Genomic DNA, 20903 nt, shown 5'->3' with positions numbered 1-20903 from the left:
TCACAGGGCACATGACCGGGTGATCCCACAGCGCTCGTGCGAAGTTGCTCACAAAGGAGTGAGATAGACATATGTCCGGGCAATCCGACGGCACCTTCCAGAAGCTGCTCGCCGAGGCGGCGATCAAGTGGTCTCCGGGCGCGCGGCTCAGCGCCGAGGAGGCCGACGCCGTCCGTCGATTCCTCCCTCTCTACTACCGGCACACCGACCCGGAGGAGGTCGGCGGCCGCACCCCCGAACAGGTCTGCGGTGCCGCCGAGGCGCACCGCGCCTTCGGTTCCCAACGCCGGCCGGGCCGTGCCAAGGTCCGCGTGTACACCCCTTCCGTCGACCGCGACGGCTGGGAACTCCAGACCAGCGTCGTGGAGACCGTCACCGAGAACGCGCCGTTCCTGGTCTCGTCGGTGACGATGGCGCTGCGCGACCTCAACGCGGGTGTCCGCCTGATCATCCACCCCCAGATGACCGTCGGCCGCGACCTGGAGGGGAACCTCCGCGAGGTCGACCCGGAGATCGGCGGCGACGGCCTGCTGCCCATCGACGAGTCGTGGATGCACATCGAGATCGACCGGCAGACCGACCCCGAACGGATCAAGGAGATCACCGACCGGGTCGAGTCCGTCCTCAACGACGTCCGCTACGTGGACGAGGACGCCGCCAAGATGGGCGACCGCGCCATCCGGATCGCCGACGAACTCGCCGCCTACCCCGACCGTCTCGTCGCCGGCGGTGTCGACGCCCGCGAGATCGGCGAGAGCGTCGACTTCCTGCGCTGGGTCGCCGGCCGCCACTTCACCTTCATGGGCTACCGCGAGTACTCCCTGGTCACCGACGAGAACGGTGACGACGCCCTGCACCCCGAGCCCGGCACCGGCCTCGGCGTCCTGCGCATGGACTCCCCGGCCTCCACCAGCTTCGCCGTCCTGCCCCCGGAGATCCGCGGCAAGGCCCGTGAGCCCTACATCCTGGTGCTCACCAAGGCCAACTCCCACTCCACCGTGCACCGCCCCAAGTACCTGGACTACATCGGCGTCAAGAAGTTCGACGCCCAGGGCAACATCATCGGCGAGCGCCGCTTCCTCGGGCTGTTCACCCCCCAGGCCAACACCACGGGCATCGCCCAGATCCCCATCCTGCGCCGCAAGCAGGCCGAGATCCTGGCCTTCGCCGGGTTCGAGGCCGACAGCTACGACGGCCGCGACCTCGTCGAACTCCTGGAGACCTTCCCCCGGGAGGAGCTCCTCCAGATCCCCGTGGGCGAGCTCTACGGCATCGTCCGCGGCGTGATGCGCCTGCGCGACCGACGCGGCACCAAGCTGTTCATGCGCCGCGACCCCTACGGCGGCCGGTACATGTCCTGCTTCGTGTACATGCCGCGCGACGAGTACAGCACCCGCGTGCGCCTGGAGATCCAGAAGGTCCTCGCCGACGCCTTCCAGGGCGCGACCATGGACCACAACGTCATGATCGGCGCCGCCCCGCTCGCCCGCCTCTACCTGGTGGCGCGCGCCCGCCACGGCGAGACCCTGGCCGACATCGACCAGATCGCCCTGGAGGAGAAGGTCCGCAAGGCGGCCCGCTCCTGGGACTCCGACTTCGACGACGCCCTCACCGACGCCTTCGGACCCGACAAGGCCACCGAGTACAAGGACCGGTACGGCTCCGGCCTCACCGAGGCCTACAAGGTCGACAACCAGCCCGAGATCGCCGCCGCCGACATCGGCGCCCTGGAGACCCTGCTGGGCCGCACCGATCCCGGCGAACGCCACGGTGCCTTCTCCGCGAACCTGTACCGGCGCCCCGAGGGCGACTGGCGGTTCCGCGTCTACCGCGTCGGCGAGCCCATCTTCCTGTCCCGGGTCCTGCCGGTCCTGGAGCACCTGGGCGTCGAGGTCATCGACGAGTGGCCCTACGACATCACCGTGCAGGACGTCGGCCGGGTGTGGATCTACGACTTCGGCCTGGGCCCCGTTCCCACCTCCGAACTGCCCGACGACCGTCTCAAGGAGTTGTTCGAGGAGGCCTTCGACGCCTCCTGGCAGGGTCTGGGCGAGTCCGACCGCTTCAACGCCCTGGTGGTCCGCGCGGGCCTCGACTGGCGACAGCTCACCGTGCTGCGCGCCTACGCCAAGTACCTGCGCCAGACCGGCTCCACCTTCAGCCCCGACTACCTGGCCGACGTCCTGGTCGGCAACGTCGGGATCGCCGCGCTGCTCATCGACCTGTTCCAGACCCGGTTCGATCCCGACCGGTCCGACGAGGACCGCGCCGAGCGCGCCCGGACCATCGTCGACAAGATCGAGGGCGAACTGGAGTCGGTGGCCAGCCTGGACCACGACCGCATCCTGCGGTCGTTCCTCGCCGCGATCAACGCGACCCTGCGGACCAACCACTACCAGGGCCACCCCTACCTGGTCCTCAAGCTCGACCCGCAGAAGATCCCGGACCTGCCGCAGCCGCGTCCGAGGTTCGAGATGTACGTCTACTCGCCACGTGTCGAGGGCGTCCACCTGCGCTTCGGTCCGGTCGCCCGCGGCGGTCTGCGCTGGTCGGACCGGTTCGAGGACTTCCGCACGGAGATCCTCGGCCTGGTCAAGGCCCAGATGGTGAAGAACTCGGTGATCGTCCCCAGCGGCGCCAAGGGCGGGTTCGTCTGCAAGCGCCTGCCCGAGGGCGGCACCCGCGAACAGGTCATGGCCGAGGTCGTCTCCTGCTACAAGGACTTCATCAGCGGTCTGCTCGACGTCACAGACAACCTGGTCGAGGGGCGCATCGTCCACCCCGAGCGCACCGTCCTGCACGACGGTGACGACTCCTACCTGGTGGTGGCCGCCGACAAGGGCACCGCGACGTTCTCCGACATCGCCAACGCGATCTCCAAGGAACGCGGATTCTGGCTCGGCGACGCCTTCGCCTCCGGCGGTTCGGTCGGCTACGACCACAAGGCCATGGGCATCACCGCCCGCGGCGCCTGGGAGTCGGTCAGGTACCACTTCCGTGAGATGGGCGTCGACGTCCAGAGCGAACCCTTCACCGTCATCGGTGTCGGTGACATGTCCGGTGACGTCTTCGGCAACGGCATGCTGCTCTCGCAGCGGATCAGGCTGATCGCCGCGTTCGACCACCGGCACGTCTTCCTGGACCCGGACCCCGACCCGCACACCTCCTGGGTGGAGCGCAGGCGGTTGTTCGATCTCCCGCGCAGCACCTGGGAGGACTACGACCCGGCGCTGATCTCCGAGGGCGGCGGCGTCCACTCGCGCAGCGCCAAGTCGGTGCCGATCACCCCTCAGGTCCGCTCCGTCCTGGGCATCGAGGAGGAGATCACCGCACTCACCCCGGACGAGCTCATCCGCCGGGTCCTCACCTCACCGGCGGACCTGCTGTGGAACGGCGGCATCGGCACCTACGTCAAGGCCTCGTCCCAGACGCACGCCGAGGTCGGGGACAAGGCCAACGACCAGGTCCGCGTCGACGCCACCGAGTTGCGCGTCAAGGTCGTGGGCGAGGGCGGCAACCTGGGTCTCACCCAGCCCGCCCGCATCGAGTTCGCCCGTGAGGGCGGTCGGGTCAACACCGACTCCATCGACAACTCGGCCGGTGTGGACACCTCCGACCACGAGGTGAACATCAAGATCATGCTCGACCGCGAGGTGCGCGACGGCTCCCTCGGCGCCGCCGAGCGCGACGGTCTGTTCATCGGCATGACCGACGAGGTCGCCGAACTGGTCCTCGACAACAACTACGCGCAGAACACGGTGCTGGGCGTCGCCCGCAAGCAGGCCCACCAGATGCTGCACGTCCACGGTCGCTACATGCGCCACCTGGAGCGCACCAAGGTCTTCAAGCGCAAGCTGGAGGACCTGCCCTCCGACAAGGCGATCGCGGAACGCCGGGCCGCCGGCCGGGGGCTGACCGGCCCCGAGTTCGCGACGCTGCTGTCCTACACCAAGATCAGCCTCAAGGAGCAGATCGGCCTGTCCGACCTGACCGACGACCCCTATCTGGCCGACACCCTGGTCGGGTACTTCCCGACACCGCTGCGCACGGAGCGGTTCGCCGAGGCGGTGGCCACCCACCCGCTGCGTCGGGAGATCATCGTCAACCAGGTGGTCAACCAGATGGTCAACCGCTCCGGGCTGACCTTCGCGTTCCGTCTCAACGAGGAGCTGGGATCCAGCGCGGCCGACATCGCCCGCGCCTACCTGGTCGCGCAGGAGGTGCTGCGCCTCCAGGAGTTCTGGAGCCGGGTGGAGGAACCGGACCACGGCATCTCGGTGGACATCCGGCTCACCCTGCTGCTGGAGACCCGTAAGCTCGCCGAGCGCTCCGCCCGGTGGCTGTTGCGCAACCGCACCTTCCCGTTCGACATCCGCAGCGAGATCGGGTTCTTCGGCGAGGGCGTCGGCGAGGTCCTGGGCCGGCTCGTGGACCTGCTGCGCGGCCGCGACCGCGAGGCGTTCGTCGAGCGGCGCGACCGCTACACCGCCCAGGGCGTGCCCGCCGAACTCGCCGATCGGGTCGCGGCCATGGTCCCCGCCTACTCCACCCTGGACCTGGTGGAGATCGCGCACCGCACCGGACGTCCGGTCGAGCGGGTCGCCGAGCTGTACTTCGAGCTGGCCGACCGGCTCAACATCAGCTGGTGGCGTGAGCGGATCATCGATCTTCCGCGCGATGACCGGTGGGGCACGATGGCGCGCGGCGCGCTGCGCGACGACCTGTACGAGGCGCACGCCGACGTCACCGCCCGGGTGCTGGAGTCCGGTGCGCCGGAGGACTCCATCGAGGAACTGGTGGGCGCCTGGTTCGACCAGAACCGGCAGACGATCCAGCAGGCCGGGATCACCCTGTCGGAGATCCAGGAGAACGAGCGCTTCGACCTGGCCACCCTGTCGGTGGCACTGCGCTCCTTCCGCTTGTTGGTCGAGTGACCCCGTCCCTTCGGGCCTTCGCTCCGGTTCCCGCGGAGTGAGGGGACGACCGGGGCCGCTCCTTCGAGCGGCCCCGGTCGCCGTTTCCGATGACGGGCGGTCCGGGGCGGGGGCCTACACTGGGGTCCGTGGCAGAACTGGACCCAGCAGAGAAGATCAAGGACCTCGCGGCGACCCTGGCGAGCGTCTCCGCCGTGTTGGACCTGGAGGAGATGCGCACCCGGATCGCCGAGCTGCGCGAGCAGTCCGCCGACCCCGAACTGTGGGCCGACCAGGGCAACGCGCAGAAGGTGACGCGTGAGCTCTCCAGCCTGGAGTCCATGGTCGACAAGATCGGGGCCATCGGGCAGCGGCTCGACGACCTCGGTGTGCTCTACGAACTGGCCGAGGGCGAGGACGACGCCGACACCAAGGCCGAGGCCGACCGCGAGCTCGAACAGCTCCGCAAGGAGATCGGCGAGCTGGAGGTGCGCACCCTCCTCAACGGTCCGCACGACGAGCGCGAGGCCATCGTCACCATCAACTCCCAGGCGGGCGGCGTGGACGCCGCGGACTGGGCGCAGATGCTCCAGCGGATGTACCTGCGCTGGGCCGAGCGCCACGGCTACCCCACGGAGATCTACGAGACCTCCTACGCGGAGGAGGCGGGCATCAAGTCCACCTCGTTCGCGGTCAAGTCGCCGTTCGCCTACGGCACCCTGCGCGGCGAGCACGGCACCCACCGCCTGGTGCGGATCTCCCCGTTCGACAACCAGAACCGGCGCCAGACCTCCTTCGCCGGTGTGGACGTCGTCCCGATGGTGGAGCAGAGCGACCACATCGACATCGACGAGACCGAGCTGCGCATCGACGTGTACCGGTCGTCCGGTCCCGGCGGTCAGGGCGTCAACACCACCGACTCGGCGGTGCGCATCACCCACCTGCCCACCGGCATCGTGGTGTCCTGCCAGAACGAGCGGTCCCAGCTCCAGAACAAGGCGACCGCGATGTCGATGCTCCAGGCCAAGCTGCTGGCGCGCAAGCGCGAGGAGGAGCGGGCGGCGCTCGACGAGATCCGCGGCGACTCCGTGAGCAGCTGGGGCACCCAGATGCGCAACTACGTGTTGCAGCCCTACCAGAGCGTCAAGGACGTGCGCACCGGCATGGAGACCGGCAACACGACGGCGGTGCTGGACGGCGAGATCGACGAGTTCATCGACTCGGAGATCCGCTGGATGCGCAGCCGCGAGCGCGCCGAGGACGCCTGAGTCACGACGTGGACATCGGCCGGGGCACGGCCGCGCGGATCGGGGACCTTCTCCCTGTAATGCGCGGACCCCGGCCGTTCCGCTCCCTCCTCGGAGGCGGCGGGGCGTCGGGAGAACGAGGACCTTCTCCCTGTAATGTCCGGGTCGTCCCCGCATCGGGCCGCGGGGGTGCACTCTGGGTGCCGACACGGACGCCGCAGGTGAGTGCCATGGGGGAGAATGTCGTGGTTGTAGCCCAATGGTGATGCTCACGACTCCGTGGTTTTACCGAAACGGCTATATGTGAACGTTATCATCGGTTGACACCTCCGATATGCTCGTGGCTGTTGTCCGATAGTGCACGGAATCTTCGGGTGCGACGCGGCCTGGACCATCCGGGCCCCGGCCCCCTCTACACTGTCGGTTGGCCGTGCGGCCGGTACGATCCCCACGCGGAGTCCTCTCCGCCGCGGGTACCCATACCTTCGAGAACCTTGTGATGCGCCTGTGATCCACTTCGATAACGTCACCAAGGTCTATCCGACCCAGAAGCGCCCCGCGCTCGACGGCGTTTCCATTGACGTAGACAAGGGCGAGTTCGTCTTCCTGGTCGGTCCTTCCGGCTCCGGCAAGTCGACCTTCCTCCGCTTGGTCCTCAAGGAGGAGAAGCCCGACAAGGGCCGTGTGCACGTGGCCGGCAAGGACCTCGCGCGCCTGTCCAACTGGAAGGTCCCGCACCTGCGCCGCCGCATCGGCTGCGTCTTCCAGGACTTCCGGCTGCTGCCGAACAAGAACGTCTTCGAGAACGTCGCGTTCGCCCTGGAGGTCATCGGCAAGCCGCGCAGGTTCATCCGCAAGGTCGTTCCCGAGGTCGTCGAGCTGGTCGGTCTGGAGGGCAAGGCCGGTCGCATGCCGGGCGAGCTCTCCGGTGGTGAGCAGCAGCGCGTGGCCATCGCCCGCGCCTTCGTCAACCGCCCGCAGATCCTGCTGGCCGACGAGCCCACCGGCAACATCGACCCCGCCACCTCCATCGGCATCATGAAGGTCCTGGACCGGATCAACCGCACGGGTACCACCGTCGTCATGGCGACCCACGACGCCGCCATCGTCGACTCGATGCGCAAGCGCGTGATCGAGCTTGAAGAGGGCCTGGTGGTGCGCGACCAGACGCGCGGCGTCTACGGCCAGGCGTACTGACCTCTGGCGCCCGGCGCCGGGCGGCCCACACCGCTGCGGGGACCGGCGCGGCGAACCACCCAAGGATGGACCTTTAACAGATCATGCGAGCACAATTCGTTCTCTCCGAGACGTGGATCGGCCTGCGTCGGAACCTGACGATGACCATCGCGGTCATCACCACGGTGGCCATCTCACTGGCTCTCTTCGGCGCCGGCCTGCTGGTCAACCAGCAGGTCTCCGAGATGCGCAACTACTGGGACGAGCGGATCACGCTCACCATCTACATGTGCAACGAGATCTCGCCGACCGAGACCTGTCAGGACAACGGGCCCGCCACCCAGGAGGACCGGGAGGCACTGGAGGCCAAGCTGACGGGGATGGAACAGGTCCAGGACGTCCAGTACCTGACCGCCGCCGAGGCCTGGCAGGACTTCCAGGAGCGACTGGGATCCTCCAACGAGGCCCTGGCCGCCGCCGCCCAGGAGGGCGACATCCCGGACAACTTCCGGGTGCAGCTCACCAACCCGGAGTACTACAACACCGTCCGGGCCGCCGTCGAGGGTAGCGCCGGCGTCGACTCGATCTCCAACGACCAGCGGGTGCTCGAACAGTTCTTCGATCTCCTCGACGGCCTCAAGTGGGCCGCGCTGCTGGTCGCGGGTGTGCAGTTGGCCGCGGCCGCGCTGCTGATCGGCAACACCATCCGTCTGTCGGCCTACAGCCGCCGCCGTGAGACGGGCATCATGCGCCTGGTCGGTGCCTCGAACTTCTACATCCAGCTGCCGTTCCTCCTCGAAGGCGCCATCGCCGGTCTCGCCGGTGGTCTCATCGCCTCCGGGTTCATCGTGGCCACCCGGTTCACGCTGCTCACCCGTGTGGAGGACTGGTTCCAGTTCGACATCGCCCTGGGCACCGGTTCGCTCATGTACGTCATCGGTGTCTCGATGATCCTCGGTGTGCTCCTGTGCACCGTCACCTCCTTCCTCACCCTGCGCCGGTACCTCAAGGTCTGACGCGGGCCGTCGGGGACGGACACGACCAACCGGGGGGCCACGTGCCCCCCGGACGTATTGAAGGGACGACTCTGTGGCACGGGAAACCGGGCACAAGCTCATCGCGCAGAATCGGCGTGCCCGGCACGACTACCACATCGACGAGACCTACGAGGCGGGACTCGTCCTCACCGGCACCGAGGTGAAATCGCTCAGAGAGGGGCGGGCCTCCCTCGTCGACGGCTTCGCGCACATCGGGGACGGTGAGGTGTGGCTGGAGAACGTGCACATTCCGGAGTACTCCCAGGGAACCTGGACCAACCACGCGTCCCGACGATCGCGTAAGCTACTCCTGCATCGCGCGCAGATCTCCCGGCTCATCGGCAAGACCCGGGAGCCCGGGTACACACTGGTCCCGTTGTCCCTGTACTTCAGCGACGGGCGGGTCAAGGTCGAGATCGCTCTGGCGCGCGGTAAGCGCGAGTACGACAAGCGCCAAGACATCGCCGAACGCGAGGCGAAGCGGGACATGGAACGCGCGCTCCGCCGCCGTAACCGATGAGGCGCCCGAAAGGAACACACACGGTGTCCCCCCGTCCCTCAGGCCGGAAGATCACGGCCGCCGGTAGCGCCCTGCTCCTCGCTACCACCCTGGCCGCGTGCACACCCAACCCCAGTCCCGAGGTGGCGGTCAGGTCATTCCTGCTCGCCTGGCAGGACGGGGACCACGCCGCCGCCGCCCGCTACACCGACGGTGACCCCGAGGAGGTGGAGCGGTCCCTCGTGGAGATGCGGGAACAGCTCGATCTGGCCTCCCTGCGGTTCGGGCTCGGCCCCATCTCCCGGGACGACAAGGAGAACGCCACCGCCGAGTTCTCGGCCCACGCCGACCTCGGCATCGGCGACCCGACCTGGGACTACACCGGCCGGATGCCGCTGGCGTGGGGCCCGGACGGCTGGCGGATCACCTGGTCCCCCAGCGTCCTGCACCCCGACCTGAGCGACGACGAGCGGCTCGCGGTCAGCTACGAGACCCAGGAACGCGGTCAGATCCTCGACCGCTCCGGGCAGCCCCTGGTCACCGCGGACCGGGTGACCGCCTTCGGGGTGATACCCGCCGACATGGAGGACAGGGAGACCGGGGTCACCGAACTCGCCGAACTCCTGGAGGAGGACCCCGCCCCGCTGCTCAACCGGGTGCGCTCGGCACCGCCGGAACAGTTCCAGCCGCTGGTGCTCATGCGCGACTCCAGCGTGAACCAGGGTCTGCTGGCCGACATCCGCCGCATCCCCGGCGCGGACGTGCAGGAGGTGGAGATCAACCTCACCCCGCAGGTCGCCCCGTTCCTGCTGGGCGAGGTCGCCGGCACCGCGGAGCACCGGGTCTCCTCCCGGGTGCCCGGCCCGTACCAGGCGGGCGACACCGTCGGCCTGAGCGGCCTCCAGAACATCTTCCAGCACGAGCTGGCGGGATCGGCGACCACGCAGGTCGTCACCCTGGACGCCGACGGTGAGATCACCGGCGTCCTGGAGGCGTGGGAGGGCGAGCGCAGCGGGGTCATCGAGACCACCCTGGACGTCGGTGTGCAGCGGGCCGCGGAGAACGCGCTCACCGGGATGCCCGGCAACGGTTACCTGGTGGCGGTCGACACCACCAACGGCGAAATCCTGGCGGCGGCCAACGCCTCCGACGACACCGCCGACGACGGCGCCCTCACCGGTTCCTACAAGCCCGGCGGGACCTTCGGCATGGTGGCCGCCCTGGCCGCGCTGGAGACCGGCGCGGCGACCCCGACGAGCGAGGTGCCCTGTGTGCCGAGCGTCGAGATCGGCGGGCAGACCTTCACCAATCCCAGCGGCGGTTCGCTGAGCTTCGACCCCAACCTCGTCCGCAACATCGCCTTCAGCTGCAACGTCGGCTTCGCCGGCCTGGGCGAGGAGGTGGGCGCCGACGCGCTCGCCGAGAGCGCCCTGCGGCTCGGTATCGGTCAGGACTGGCAGCTGGCCGTCCCGGCCTCCGCCGGTGAGATCGAGATCGGCGACGACGAGGTCGAACTCGCCTCCGCCATGATCGGCGAGCACGGGGTACGGGTCAGCCCGCTGTCGATGGCCCTGGCCGCCGCCACCGTCGCCGACGGCACCCCGCACGCGCCGCTGCTGGTGCGCGGGGACGCCCCCTCCGCCGGTGAGGGCGGCGCTCCGTCCGAGGCCGACCTACAGATCATCCGTCAGGGTCTGCGCGAGGCCGTCGTCCAGCGGATGCCCGAACTGACCATCGGTGTCGGCGAGGGCGAGGTGTACGGGCAGGCCGTGCGCACCGAGCAGGGGGAGACCGCGCTGCACTGGTTCGTCGGCTACCAGGGGAACGTGGCCTTCGCGGTCCTGGCCGAGGTCGAACCGGCCCAGACCATGATGGCGCAGTACGGGGTCATGGCCGCGCAGTCCTTCCTCTCCGGCATGGCCCAGGGGCTCCCCGAGGTTCCGGCCGATGCGCCGCTCGAAGAGGCGGACCTCAACGCGGTCGAGGAGACCGGCTGGTAAGCACGACGTACGGAAAGCCTTCTGGTGCGGTAAAACGGGCGGTCCTCCCGCAACCTTCGGGAGGACCGCTCGCGTCTTCCCGTGTACCTGGCACCGCGACAGGGGGTAGCGGGCCGGTGTGTGAGGCAGGACCTCATCTCGGGGGAGATCCTGCCGGTTCCAACGGTCGGCCCGACCCTGCCGACCGGCCCCCGCGGGTGAGCGTAGACCACTCTAGAGTCCGCCCCGCGGGGGTTTCTCCCTGTTCGGGAAGACATCGCCCCGGACGGGAATTCACGTGGACCCGATCGCGTTGAACCGGTAGAGTGGCGAACACGCGAGTGGTCCGCCGCTCGTTGCGGGCGACACCGGTCACGGCCGGAGGAGCCTTGACAACTTCACAGGGGGTGATCGGTTTCGACTTCGGTCGGCGTTCCAGGGGAAGCGGGTCGAGGGTTGTGTTTGTGACCTCGTTAATCCTGCATTCACGATAAACACAAGTGCCAATTCCAAGCGCACTGAGTTCGCTCTCGCTGCCTAAGCGATAGCGACTCTGTCGGTCCGGGCTCGTCATCGGCCCGGGGTCCGGCATCAGCCAGATGACTTACCGCTCGGATCAGGCCACGGGGCCCGAGTGGGACATTTTCGTGGCTGGGCCCGTCAGCGATGTGTCTGTACAAGCGCTGGGGCCGAGTAGAGCGATACTACAGACTGCACCCGGAGAAGCTCTGGCCCGTCATCGAAGGACGCGGGTTCGATTCCCGCCACCTCCACTCGACTCGGGGCGACTCTGCTCGGGGGCCTACGGCCGCCTCGCGGGAGTCGCCCTTCGTCATGCCTGCCGGGGGGAGACCCCCCGAACCCCCCGGGGTGACCCCCTGGGGTCGCGGTGGTGGGTATCGGGGCCCTGTGCGGTAGGCGCTGTTGTGTCGCGGTGCGGGCTGTGCCCGTGTGGGGCGATTCTGTTCGGGGGCCTGTGGCCGCCTCGCGGGAGTCGCCCTTCGTCATGCCTGCCGGGGGGAGACCCCCCGAACCCCCCGGGGTGACCCCCTGGGGTCGCGGTGGTGGGTATCGGGGCCCTGTGCGGTAGGCGCTGTTGTGTCGCAGTGCGGGCTGTGCCCGTGTGGGGCGATTCTGTTCGGGGGCCTACGGCCGCCTCGCAGGAGTCGCCCTTCGTCATGCCTGCCGGGGGGAGACCCCCCGAACCCCCCGCATTCGAGGGATCGGAAGCGGACACCCCCTGTCGTTCGGGGGAGCGGGTGGGTACCCTCGGGAGGCTCTCCGCCCCTCACGATGGGACCCCCGCATGACCGCCGCTCCCTTGGACCGCAACCGCGCCTCTCTCCTGCACAAGGTCCGCTACGCGCTGCGCAACCCCGGAAAAGTGGCGCCCTACCTGCGCCGGTCGGCCCGTGACCTGGGATTGCGTCTGCGCCACCGTGATCACGTCTCCTACTACCGCGCGGTGATGGCCGACGACACCGCTCGGGACCCCAAGGCGGCGGTGGGCAGTCGCAACGAGGAACGGTGGCTGGAACTGGGCCGGATGCAGTTCGACTACCTGGTGGGGCACGGGCTGCGACCGGAGCACCGGTTGTTGGAGATCGGCTGTGGCAACCTGCGTGCCGGGTGGCGGTTCATCGATCACCTGAACGCGGGCGGCTACTACGGGATCGACATCTCCCCCGACATCCTCATCGCCGCGAAGGGGACGCTCAGCGAGCGGCGACTCCAGGCCAAACTGCCCCATCTGACGTTGGTCCGGGACCTGACCTTCGACTTCCTGCCGGAGGGGCGCTTCGACGTGGTACACGCCCACAGCGTGTTCTCCCACTCCCCGATCGAGGTCATCGACGAGTGTCTGGCCCACGTGGGAAGGGTGCTGGCCCCTGGTGGGTTCTTCGACTTCACCTTCGACCGGACCGAGGGCGCCGAGCACCACGTGCTGCGGGAGGACTTCTACTACCGCACCGAGACGCTCGTCGCCCTGGCCGAGAAGCACGGGCTGAGCGCCCGTTTCATGGCGGACTGGGAGGAACTGCCGCACGGACAGTCCAAGATCCGCGTCACCGTGCCAGAGCGGCGGTGAGGTGCTCCCTGGCGGTGATCATCGCCGGGCCGTACCAGGTGAGGTCGCGGCCCTCGATACAGATCGACGGTGTTCCGGGGAACGCCTCCGGGCCGTCGTCCGGGCCGAACCGGTAGGGCTCGTCGGGCAGGAGCACCAGGTCGGCGTCGATCTCCTCGGGGGAAGCCCGAGGGTAGCGTGCGTGGTCCGCGCACACGTTGATCGCGCCCAACCGGGTCAGGACGTCGTCGGCGTAGGTGTCGGCGCCCACGAACATCCACGGATCCCGCCAGATCGGCACCGCCACCCGGAGGCCGATCGCGGGCGCGGGGGCCGCCCAGACCCGTTCGGCCTCGGCGAGCCAGCCCGGGTCGGCGAGTGAGCAGGCCCAGAGCAGACGCCGCAGGGAGGCCAGCGCTCCCGGGACGGTGCGCATGTCGGTCACCCACACGGGGACGCCGGCCGCGCGCAGCTCTCGTACGTGCCGTTCCCTGTTCTCCTCCTTGTTGGCGACGACCAGGTCGGGTGCCAGCTCGATGATCCGCCGCAGGTGCGGGTTCTTGGTGCCGCGCAGCCGTTCCACGGCCGGGTCGGCCGGGCACCAGACGGTGACGCCCACCAGGATCCCGGGGTCGGTGGCGGCCAGCGCCTCGGTCAGCGACGGGACGAGGGACACCACCCGGCGCACCCGGTCCGGGAGGGGGACCGGGTGGCCGAGGTCGTCGACGGGGTTCAGGAGCGCCGTCCCGGGTGTTCGGCCGGGCGGCCGGTGCGCCGACGGAACCGCGAGGGGCCCGGGGGCCTCATCTCCGGTCCACCGTTCCACGAAGATCCCCGGTGCGACATCAGTGGCCGGCGATCGGGCGCGGGGTGTAGTGACGCTCCAGCTCCGCGACCTCGTCGTCGGTCAGCTCCAGGGACAGGGCGGCGATCGCGTCCTCCAGGTGGTGGGGTCGGGTGGCCCCGACGATCGGCGAGGTGACCACCGGGTTGTGCGCCACCCAGGCCAGGGCGACCCGGGCCCGGGGCACGTCCCGTTCCTTCGCGATCGCCCCGACCGCGTCGACGATCCGGTGGTCCTCGTCGCGGTAGAGGGTGCCGCCGAAGACGTCGCCTCGGCTGCGGGCGGTCTGGGTGCCCCATTCGCGCGTGAGCAGACCGCGCGCCAGCGGACTCCACGGCAGGACGGCGATGCCCTCGTCCGCGCACAGCGGCAGCATCTCCCGTTCCTCTTCGCGGTAGAGCAGGTTGTAGTGGTTCTGCATGCTGACGAACCGGGTCCAGCCGTTCAGCTCGGCGACCTTCAGGGCCTTGGCGAACTGCCAGGCGTACATCGAGGAGGCGCCCACGTAACGGGCCTTGCCCGCCTTGACCACGTCGTGCAGCGCCTCGACCGTCTCCTCGACGGGCGTCCTCGGGTCCCAGCGGTGGATCTGGTAGAGGTCGACGTGGTCGGTGTCCAGGCGGCGCAGGCTGTGGTCGATCTCGGTCATGATCGCCTTGCGCGAGAGCCCGCCGCCGTTGGGACCCGGGCGCATGCGCCCGAACACTTTGGTGGCCAGGACGATCTCGTCGCGGTTCGCGTACTCCTTGAGCAGACGGCCGACGATCTCCTCGCTGGTGCCGTCGGAGTACACGTTGGCGGTGTCGAAGAAGTTGATGCCGGCCTCGACGGCCCGACGGACGAACGGGCGCGCGGCCTCCTCATCGAGGCTCCAGTCGTGGGCGCCCCGGTCGGGCACCCCGTAGCTCATGCAGCCCAGGGTGATGGGGGAGACCTGTAGTCCGGTCCGGCCGAGCGTGACGTGCTCCATGGGGCTGCCCTTCTCATCGGCGTGGCGTCCGTGCCGCACCCTAGACCGCCGATCGGTGCGAGGGAAGGGGCCGGCGTCACCACGGACCGACTCGCCGACCCCGTTCGGCGTCGGCGGGCCGGAGCCGCGACCCGTCCGGGTACCGCTCGCGACGGATCACCCGCGAACAGCGTCGTCTACCGGGTGACCGAGGACGAGGTGCGGATCGTCCATGCCCGATACCACTACGGGGGACGGTGCCCCCGGACAGGTCGGGCATATGTGGGCGAGTGGTGCAAATCGGAATCTACATCGTAAGGGACCTGCCGGGAAGGCCCGGGAGCACGGTGGGGCGGTGCCGACACGGCACCGCCCCACCGTCGACCCTTCAGGCCTCGGTCGCTCCCACCAGCCAGGCGATCTTGTGGGCCGCGACACCGAGGCTGCCGCTACTGCCCAGGTGGACGCCGAAGGAGGCGATGAAGGCGAAGTCGTGTTCCCGGCGCTCACAGATCACGTCCTCGACCGCGAGGGCGGACGCCGGGTTGCTCACCCGCAGACAGGGGCCGTGTTCGTCCACGACGTCCGCGCGGACGTCGTAACGGGACAGCTCATCGGCTAGTTTGTCCAAGTGCTCGTGCTCTTCGGACGACACACGGGCCGACTCTTCCTGTCTGGGTCGGGTCATGGTGGTGATCCTTTCGTGTCGGGCGCGGAGCCCTTCCCGTCATTCTCACCCAGCGTTGAACAACCAGTTCGAAACGTTGGGGCGACACGCCGTCAGGTCACCCATGAGCCCTGGTACATCACGTCCGCGACCGTGAGGTCGTCGGACAGCACCACGAGATCGGCGGTCCCGCCCACCTCGATCCGACCCGCATCGGTCAGCCCCAGCGACGCCGCCGGCACCGACGACGCGGAACGCACCGCCGCCGGGACGTCCACGCCCAGGCCCTCCACCGCGTTGCGCACCGCCTGCGGCAGCACGATCGTGCTGGAGGCGATGGCGCCCGTCTCCACCAGGCGCGCCTCCCCGGAACTCACCCGCACCCGCAGATCGCCCAGCGTGTACTCGCCGTCGCCCAGTCCCGTCGCGGACATCGCGTCGGTGACCAGCGACACCCGTCCCGCGCCCACCGCCGCGAAGACCAGCCGTGCCGCGCCCGGGTGGACGTGCACGTTGTCCATGATCAGCTCCACGGTCACCCGCTCGTCGCCGAGCAGCGCCGCGATCGGACCCGGGTCGCGGTGTCCCAGCGGGCGCATCGCGTTGTAGAGATGGGTGGCCACCGTCGCGCCGGCGTCCACCGCCGCCAACGTCGTCTCGTAGGAGGCGTCGGTGTGCCCGACCGCCGCCACCACGCCGGAGGAGGCGGCCGCGCGGATCAGGTCCAGCGCGCCCGGCAGCTCCGGCGCCACCGTGATCATGCGGACGTGTCCCCGACCGGCCTTCAACCAGGCGTCGAACTCGGAGGTGTCGGGGTCCCGCAGCAGGTCGGGATCGTGCGCGCCGCACCTGGACCGGGCGATGAAGGGGCCCTCCAGATAGATGCCCGCCAGCTCGCCGGTGTCGCACAGCTCGGCCAGCGCCGACACCTGGCGGACCGTGTCCTCCGGGGTCGCGGCCACCAGGCCGCCCACCATCGCGGTCACCCCGCGGGCCCGGTTGAACCGGATCGTGGCCAGGGCGCCCTCCGGATCGGCGTCGGGGAAGGCGTGTCCCGCGCCGCCGTGCACGTGGACGTCGACCAGGCCCGGGACGACCCAGGCCCCGCCCAGGTCGCGGACCTCACCGGTCGCGGGGGAGGAATCCGGCTCCAGGGCGGCGATCCGGCCGTTCTCGATCCGGATCCGGCCCCGGTGAACGCCGTCGGGCGTCACCACCCGCGCGTCGGTGAGCGTGACGGGGTCGTGCACCATGTTCGTGGCTCTCTCTCGCTTCGTCACCCCGTGCGGAGGGTTCGTGTGTCGCACATTACATTTGCGTGACCGGGCCTTCGGGAGACGGGCGTGCGCGCCCCTCTCCGGCCCGCACACCCCCTGCGGAGCTGGGAAATCCCGATCCTCGGGACGCCTGTCCGAAGGGTGGACCGTCCGATCCGGGGCGGAGCGGATCCAAGGCGGGTCGCCGGTACGCATTGACGATAGCGGCCACGTCGCCCCATCATGGAGGCATGTCCGCCGGTGAGCTGCTTGTCCAGCGCCTGCACGTCGACCTCAGACAGCAGGCGAGCGCGCTCTGTCGTAGCTGCGCCTAGCGGGGCCAGCGCCCCGCGCCACGGGTGTACCCCGTGCCCCGCCCTTCGCAGACACCGGACGCTCATCTTCTCCCAGTTCTGGGTCCCGGACCGTATCCCGGTCCGAGGAGCAGCCTTGCCAGACCCGACACGCCACGTCCTGGACGACGAGGTCCGCGCACCGTGTCGGTAAGAGGAACGACGGTCCTCTCCGGTGTCACCGCATCGCAATCCCCACTGCCGGGGATGGTTTCGATTCCGATGACCACCCCGACGGTTCCTCCGGTCGATCCCGGCTCGCTCTGACCGAACCCAGGAGTCTCGCATGACCCGCTTCACCGTGCTCGTCGCCGCCCCCCGCTCCCGCGCCTCCGTCCGCTCCACCGCACTCGCGGCCGCCGCCGAGGTGGCCGCCCGCGCCGGCGTCACCGAGGCCCCCGAGGTCATCGACCTCGGCGACCTGGGACCCGAACTGCTCTCCGAGACCTCCGCCGCCGTCGAGGGCGCGCTGGACCGTGTGCGTGAGAGCGACGTCCTCCTGGTCGCCTCCCCGCAGGCGCACGGCACCTACACCGGACTGCTCAAGGTCTTCCTCGACCGCCTGCCCGAGCTGGGGCTGGGCCACACCGTCGCGGTGCCCCTCGCGATCGTCGACGACCTGCGCAACAGCCACGGCATCGAGGAGGACCTGCGCATCCTCCTCGCCGACCTGGGCGCCTGGGTCGCCGAGCCCGGTCTGATCCTGTCCGAGGACGAGACCGGCCGTCCCGAGAGCGTCGTGCGCGCCTGGGCCGACGTCGCCGCCCCCGGCCTGCGCCAGGCCGTCTCCGTCGCGGCCTGATCCGCGCACGCGCCGTCGGGGTCCCCTGGTCGGGGCCCCGACGGCGTGCTCCGTGCTCAGTCCCCGGCCAGGGCGGCCGCGCGCTTGCGGCTGGTGTCGGCCTCGGCCCGGGCCACGTTGCCGCGCACCAGGACCACCACGACCAGGGTCAACGCGAAGCCGCCCACCCGCAGTCCCAGCAGTAGCGGGTCCTCGGGCAGGCTCTCCCCGAACACCAGCGTGCCGACCACGACCATGAACACGTTGCCCACGACGTTGGACACCGGTGCGGTGATCGAGGCGCGGGCACGCTGCATCGAGGTCTGGAACAGCACGATCCCCACCGCCCAGCCCAGGGCGTACAGGTAGGGGAACGGGGAGAGCAGCGCGGGGACGATCGCCTCCCACAGCCCGTTGTCGGCGAGCAGGCCGCCGAGCCCCTTGCCCTGGAGTCCGGCGCTGCCCTGGGCCAGGCCCGCGGCGGCGCCCATCGCCGCGGCCGACACGTATCGGCCCCGACCGCCGACGGCGGCCATCACCACGACGCAGGCGACCACGGTGACCAGGCTGACGGTGACCAGGAGCGGAGTGTGCGCGGTCGTTCCGGTCTCGCCTCCGTCGGCGGTGGACAGGCTCAGCAGGCCGAGCGCGACCGGCATCAGCCCCAGGGCGACGTACTCCCCGCGGGTGATGCGCTCGCCCAGGACCAGGGTCATGACGAGCAGGCCGCAGGCCACGCCCGCGGCGAAGGCGGGCTGGACGATCGACACCGGGGCCAGACCCAGGGAGACGATGAGCCCGACGCTGCCCAGGGCGGCGAACACGCAGCCGAGCACCCAGCGGGGGTTGCCGAGCAGGACGCGGGCGAGGTGGAGGGGCCGGTTGATCGAGATCGACTCCGAGCCGTGCAGTGCCCGTTGTTCCACGGTCAGGCCGACGGTGTAGACCACGGCGGACAACAGGGCGACCACGAGTCCGATCACGGGGGCGCCTTTCGGCTCGGGGGACGGCCGCCCGGGACGGTGAGGAGAGGGGCGGGTCGCCGTCCGGTACGGGGTACCGCTAACGTCGTGCTCTACGGCACTCCCATCGCCCCAATGGGGCGTGCGCGGGTTGACGGCTTCCATATAACCAGTTCTAGTCTGGTGTGGCCAGCCGCACTCGCGATGTACGGTGAGCGTCGATGGTGCGGCGTTTGTTGATGTAGAACACGTTCCGATACCGTCTGCGGCGCGACGGTGGGAATGGGGCACGGTGCGGGACCCACGTGAGCCCGAAGAGGACACCTCCGCGTCCTCCTCCGAGGAGGGCGGTGCCGCCCCGCGTGCTGCGCGGGGCCGGTTCCGGACCGTTCCCGCGCGATGGTGGGGCGCCCTGCGCGCGCGGACCGCCGATGCCCTCGCCCCCCTGCGCGACCTCACCTGGCAGGACCTGAGCTGGCGCACCCTCACCTGGCGCTGGCTGGCCTCCTGGCGCCATCGGAGCCGCCCCTCCCGTTTCGAACCCGGACCCCTGGGCCTGCTCGGCATCATGCTCTCGGCCATGGCCGTCACCCTGTTGTTCATCCAGGCCGCTTCCCCGGGGTTCGGCGGGAGCGACGGCGAATCCGTCGGGGAGCCCGTCCCGGTGCCCGGTCCGCCCTCGGGCGAACTGCGGATGATGATCGTCGGGGACGCCCTCACCCAGGGCAGCAGCGGCGACCACACCTGGCGTTACCACCTGTGGCGGCACCTCACCGAGAACCGGGTCGAGTTCGACTTCGTCGGTCCCTACGACGACATGTACGACCTGGAGGAGGAGGGGTTCGGCGACGAGACCTACGCCGATCCCGCGTTCGACCGGGACCACGCCGCCCGCTGGGGGCACTCGGCCGGGGAGCTCTCCGACGAGGTCTCCCGTCAGGCCGCCGAGCACGAGCCCCACTACCTGCTGCTGCTCGCCGGGTTCGAGGGCATCATGGCGGGCGGGAGCGCCGACCACGCGCTCGCGGGGGTCGGCGAGACCGTCTCCACGGTGCGCGTGGTGCGGGGGGAGACACGGTTCGTCGTGGGGGAGCTGCCCCCCGTCGAGGGGAGCCCCGACGACGACCGGATCAACTCCGAGATCGCCCGTTTCAACATGGGCGTGGTCGACCTTGCCGGCCGCCTCACCTCCGCGGCCTCGCCGGTCGTCATCGCCCGGGTCGCCGACGGGTACGCGCCCGCCCATGACAACTGGGACGGGGCGTACCCCAACGGGCGGGGCCAACTGCGCATCGCCGCGGCGTTCGCCGACGCGCTCTCGAACCCTCTCGGGGTGGGCCCGGCCCACCCGCGTCCGTTGCCCGACGCGGAGGTCGGGCCGCGGGTCGCCCCCGAACCGGAGCCTGAGGAGACCGATGAGGGGCTGCTGCTCGCCTGGGAGACGGTGCCGGGAGCGACCGACTACCGGGTGACGCAGCGTCGGGTGACCCCCGACCCGGACGAGGAGACCGTGCTCCCGCTGGAGGTCGTCTCGGACGGCCGGGACCGATCCGCTCTGGTGGAGGGCCTGTTCAGCGGGGCCCGGTACGAGTTCACGGTGATCCCCTTCAAGGGTGGGGACGCCGGGGTCGCCTCCGAGCCGATTCAGCTGGTGTGGTCCGACGATCCGCCGCCGGGGCCCGCGGGGATCCGTCTTGAGGACGACGGGACGACCCTGGCGTGGGACCGGGTGGACGACGCCACCCACTACGAGGTGTGGGTGCGACCGCTGGACTGCGTGATCGCCGACGACCGCCGCCCTCCGTACGAGACGGTCGACGGGGGGTCCCGGGGTCCCGATGACGGGGTGCCGGAACCACCGCCGGGCGGGGGACGCGACCCCGACCCCTCGCCGCCCGTCCCCGAGCCGCCCCCGACGTCCCGGCCGGAACCCGGGCCCGAACCGACGCCGCCGACCGTCCCGCCGGCCTCGGACGGCGTCCTGTGCGAGCGACGCGACGCGCGCGGACCCGAGCACGGGGACGGGTGGCGGACGCTGGGGACCACGGGGGAGGGCCCGCGCTGGTCGCTGACGGTGTCGGGCGATTACGAGGTCGTCGTGCGGTCCTACCGTGATTACGTCGAGGGCGGGTTCTCCGACTCGATCCTGACGACCCGGCCGTAGGGGGACGC

14 protein-coding genes and 1 other RNA gene are annotated in these 20903 nt (G+C 70.1%); 10 read left to right on the top strand and 5 right to left on the bottom strand.

The annotated features are described in order from the left end of the window. The first annotated feature begins 71 nt into the window (after nt 1–71). The 8 genes from PWG71_RS06310 (at nt 72) to PWG71_RS06275 (ending at nt 12940) form a co-directional block, all read left to right on the top strand. Complete coding sequence (locus tag PWG71_RS06310) at nt 72–4934, top strand: NAD-glutamate dehydrogenase (protein ID WP_274808583.1); 4863 nt, start codon at nt 72–74, stop codon at nt 4932–4934. 128 nt (nt 4935–5062) lie between these two features. After that, the gene (prfB, locus tag PWG71_RS06305) at nt 5063–6181 is read left to right on the top strand and encodes a peptide chain release factor 2 (protein WP_274808582.1); all 1119 of its coding nucleotides are present in this window, start codon (nt 5063–5065) and stop codon (nt 6179–6181) included. Nucleotides 6182–6667: 486 nt separating this feature from the next. After that, nucleotides 6668–7357, top strand: a complete 690-nt coding sequence (gene ftsE / locus PWG71_RS06300) for a cell division ATP-binding protein FtsE (protein ID WP_017596794.1) — start codon at nt 6668–6670, stop codon at nt 7355–7357. A gap of 83 nt (nt 7358–7440) precedes the next feature. After that, the gene (ftsX, locus tag PWG71_RS06295) at nt 7441–8352 is read left to right on the top strand and encodes a permease-like cell division protein FtsX (RefSeq protein WP_274808581.1); all 912 of its coding nucleotides are present in this window, start codon (nt 7441–7443) and stop codon (nt 8350–8352) included. A gap of 73 nt (nt 8353–8425) precedes the next feature. Beyond that, nucleotides 8426–8893: an SsrA-binding protein SmpB gene (smpB, locus tag PWG71_RS06290; protein ID WP_274808580.1), complete on the top strand. Its 468-nt coding sequence runs from the start codon at nt 8426–8428 to the stop codon at nt 8891–8893. Nucleotides 8894–8916: 23 nt separating this feature from the next. Further along, nucleotides 8917–10872, top strand: a complete 1956-nt coding sequence (locus PWG71_RS06285) for a penicillin-binding transpeptidase domain-containing protein (RefSeq protein WP_274808579.1) — start codon at nt 8917–8919, stop codon at nt 10870–10872. Nucleotides 10873–11254: 382 nt separating this feature from the next. Next, nucleotides 11255–11627, top strand: a transfer-messenger RNA (tmRNA) gene (ssrA, locus tag PWG71_RS06280). Nucleotides 11628–12157: 530 nt separating this feature from the next. Then, nucleotides 12158–12940 carry a class I SAM-dependent methyltransferase gene (locus PWG71_RS06275; protein ID WP_274808578.1) on the top strand — a complete coding sequence of 261 codons (783 nt, stop codon included), beginning with the start codon at nt 12158–12160 and terminating at the stop codon, nt 12938–12940. Here PWG71_RS06275 and PWG71_RS06270 read toward each other — a convergent pair. The 4 genes from PWG71_RS06270 to nagA form a co-directional block, all read right to left on the bottom strand. Continuing rightward, nucleotides 12918–13655 (bottom strand): helical backbone metal receptor, encoded by a 738-nt coding sequence (locus PWG71_RS06270; protein WP_274808788.1) that lies wholly within the window; start codon nt 13653–13655, stop codon nt 12918–12920. The genes PWG71_RS06275 and PWG71_RS06270 overlap by 23 nt on opposite strands. Nucleotides 13656–13764: 109 nt before the next feature. Beyond that, nucleotides 13765–14733, bottom strand: coding sequence for an aldo/keto reductase (locus tag PWG71_RS06265; RefSeq protein ID WP_274808577.1), 969 nt, complete (start codon nt 14731–14733; stop codon nt 13765–13767). Nucleotides 14734–15100: 367 nt separating this feature from the next. Next, nucleotides 15101–15400, bottom strand: a complete 300-nt coding sequence (locus tag PWG71_RS06260) for a hypothetical protein (protein WP_274808576.1) — start codon at nt 15398–15400, stop codon at nt 15101–15103. Nucleotides 15401–15492: 92 nt separating this feature from the next. Next, nucleotides 15493–16632, bottom strand: coding sequence for an N-acetylglucosamine-6-phosphate deacetylase (gene nagA, locus PWG71_RS06255; RefSeq protein ID WP_274808575.1), 1140 nt, complete (start codon nt 16630–16632; stop codon nt 15493–15495). 642 nt (nt 16633–17274) lie between these two features. On the opposite strand from nagA, the gene PWG71_RS06250 reads away from it, so the two are divergent. Further along, complete coding sequence (locus PWG71_RS06250; protein WP_274808574.1) at nt 17275–17790, top strand: NADPH-dependent FMN reductase; 516 nt, start codon at nt 17275–17277, stop codon at nt 17788–17790. A gap of 56 nt (nt 17791–17846) precedes the next feature. Here the strand turns inward: PWG71_RS06250 and PWG71_RS06245 are convergent, their stop codons facing one another. After that, nucleotides 17847–18752, bottom strand: coding sequence for a hypothetical protein (locus tag PWG71_RS06245; RefSeq protein WP_274808573.1), 906 nt, complete (start codon nt 18750–18752; stop codon nt 17847–17849). A 547-nt stretch (nt 18753–19299) separates the two neighbouring features. On the opposite strand from PWG71_RS06245, the gene PWG71_RS06240 reads away from it, so the two are divergent. Next, nucleotides 19300–20895 (top strand): GDSL family lipase, encoded by a 1596-nt coding sequence (locus PWG71_RS06240; RefSeq protein WP_274808787.1) that lies wholly within the window; start codon nt 19300–19302, stop codon nt 20893–20895. Nucleotides 20896–20903 lie beyond the last annotated feature (8 nt).

Origin of the sequence: Nocardiopsis sp. N85, assembly GCF_028882275.1 — a bacterium.
In the GTDB taxonomy this organism is placed as follows: domain Bacteria; phylum Actinomycetota; class Actinomycetes; order Streptosporangiales; family Streptosporangiaceae; genus Nocardiopsis; species Nocardiopsis lambiniae.
Note: the sequence above shows the minus strand (reverse complement) of the source record. Positions and strands in the feature narration are given on the sequence as shown.